Source organism: Sinomicrobium soli, from assembly GCF_003285545.1.
Classification (GTDB): domain Bacteria; phylum Bacteroidota; class Bacteroidia; order Flavobacteriales; family Flavobacteriaceae; genus Sinomicrobium.
In genome coordinates, this window is record NZ_QLNV01000038.1 from 1 (window position 1) to 2,648 (window position 2,648).

At 47.2% G+C, this 2,648-nt stretch carries 2 protein-coding genes; both read right to left on the reverse strand.

Annotated elements, in window-relative coordinates:
- Positions 1-83: 83 nt before the first annotated feature.
- Entirely contained in the window at positions 84-824 is a 741-nt protein-coding gene (istB, locus tag DN748_RS18905) for an IS21-like element helper ATPase IstB (protein ID WP_112373398.1), read from the reverse strand.
- A gap of 32 nt (positions 825-856) precedes the next feature.
- Complete coding sequence (istA, locus tag DN748_RS18910; protein ID WP_112373399.1) at positions 857-2,410, reverse strand: IS21 family transposase; 1,554 nt, start codon at positions 2,408-2,410, stop codon at positions 857-859.
- Positions 2,411-2,648 lie beyond the last annotated feature (238 nt).

Consider the following 2,648-nt stretch of genomic DNA (forward strand, 5'->3'; position numbering starts at 1 on the left):
TTGGATATTTCGGAGTGACCATGCCACGGATTTCGGAGGCATAGTGCCACCTGGAAAGATACTACAATGATATAAAAAATTTGTTACTGTTCCTCTTTTAAAATCCCCTTTCTTAAGGATTCCCCTTTTAAGTCGATCCGATGTGAGGAGTTGACGATACGGTCCAGGATGGCATCGGCAATGGTTCCCTCTCCAATAAGATCATACCATGCCGATACCGGGATTTGGGAAGCGATGATCGTGGAGGTCTTATGGTAACGGTCATCGATAATATCTAATAAACTCTCCCGGGCATGGTTATCGAAGGCCTGTAGGCCAAAGTCATCCAGAATGAGCAGGTCTGCCTTGAGGAGCTTTTGGAGTTCTTTCAAGTAAGTGCCGTCTACCTTACTGAGCTTAAGTTTCTTTAATAACCGGCCTGTAATGGCGTAGATGGTTTTGTGTCCCATGTTGCAGGCCTGGTGTCCCAGTGCCTGTGCTAAAAAACTTTTGCCCACGCCGGAAGCCCCGGTCAGGATGATATTTTCCCTGCGGGTGATAAAATCTAAGGAGCCCAGTCGAAGGAACATGTTTTTATCCAGGTTGCGGCCCTGGGTGTAACTCACTTCTTCCAGGGAAGCCTTTTGCCTAAAACGGGCCTGTTTGTAAAGGCGGTCTATCTTTTTGTTTTGGCGGTCTTCCCATTGATGGTCTACCAGTAGCCCTAAGTATTCATCAGCGGTGAGGTCCTGAAGTTGGTTTTCCTTAAGGTGCCTAAGATGGAGTTCAGCCATAGCTGTAAGGCGCATGTGCCGGAGTTTTTCAATGGTTTGATCGTTGTTCATATGATTATAGTTTTAAAGGGTTGTATATATAGTTACTTGTAAGTGGAAGCTCCCCGGATGTTTCCATGCCTGGGGATATGAGACCGGTCTTGTTCCAGGTCCTGGTCGAACAGGGAGGTTTGATCCATGTTGTTCTTGAGGATATTGCAGATACGCCGGTAAGAGGCCGTATCGGCCTGCAAGGCTATTTGACATGCTCCATTGAGCCGCTGGGAACCATAGGCTTTATGCAGTTGTATCACTCCCATAGCCCGCCTATAGCCGGTCTCCGGATAATCGGTGGAGGATAAGATACGTTCTATACAGGCCAGCACATGTACCCCATGCGGGGAAGCCAGTTGTTTAAAATAGGTAGGGCTCCACTGCGTGTAGGCTTTATGGGTGCTGCTCAAGTGGTCTTTATTGGTGATATAACTTCCTTTTGCAGGATGACGTCTATGAAGGGCAATACGCTGGTGATTATAATAGACCTCTACGGTGCTTTGGGTATAGTGGATCATGGTCTGTTTACCGATATAACGGTAGGGCACGCTATAATAACTCTTGTCCGGAGAGAAATACACATAGCCCATTTTTTGAACCTTGGCCCGTCTGTAGTTTTTAAGCTCATAGGATTGCTGGGGCAACGGCTTTAGATAACTCCGCTCCACCGATTGAAAGAGTTCTTTACGACTGGCCTCCTTGCGTTGGAACAACAGGTTGTTGTAGGTCTCCAACAGCCGGCGGATCTCCCGGTTCAGGTCCGTCAAGGAAAAAAAGGTCATCTCCCGTAGCGGGTAATAGATACGCTGGTAGACCAGGTGCACCGCATTTTCCACCAGGGCCTTATCTTGCGGGGCATAACTGCGTGTAGGATTAATAACGCAGTTATAATGGTGAGCGAACTCTTTAAATGTCCGGTTGATCTGTGGCTCATATTTACTGGCCCTGTTCACGGCTGATTTTAAATTGTCCGATACAATGGCTTTGGGTACCCCGCCATAGAAGTGCAACGCACCCTGGCAGCAACCGATCAGGTCTTCCCGTTTCTGACTCCGGCAGGCCGTTACATAGGTATATTGACTGTGGGGTAAAATGGCGATAAAGACTTCCACCGGGACCAGCTCCCCGGTCTCCCTGTCCACGATATGAAGTTTTTTCCCGGCAAAATCAATATACAGCTCCTTGCCGGGGTCATGCTCCAGCTTCATCGAACCCTTGATATGGGCATACCGCCGATGGTAATGTTCCATAAACTGGGTATAGCTGTAAGGGTTAACAGCCGTCTGAGCATACTCCCTGTAATGGTGTAAAAAGGTAAACCCAGGATGATTCCGGGCCTTGTTGACCCCTTCAAAGTAAAGCATCAACGCGTTATAACGGCCGTTGTCTATGGTCGTATAGGCTGAAAACTGAGCACGTAAAGCGCCCTGGTCAAAAGATAATAACGCTTCCATGGTGTATGCACTGGCCTTGAAGCGTTTTAGATAATGATTGACCGTATTGCGAGAGAGCCCTAAAGTGGTTCCTATGTTGCGATTGCTTAAACCGTCTAAGTGTAATCGGATAATTTGCCTTAAGTCCATTGGATCAAGTGTGTTGGCCATACTGCTTTTTCGCAGTAAGGTATTTATACTTGATCTTTCCCGGTGGCACCATTCAAACCGAAACAAGTGGCACAAATCAAAACGTTAATCCCAACCACCGGTTTAAAGTGGCATCATTTGAACCGTTACTCTGGCACAAATCGAACCGTTAAACAGGTTCCGTAATGGCACTGTTTAAACCGAAACGCCTGGCACTAACACGCCATTTTTAGTGGCACTAATTGATCCGAGATATCCA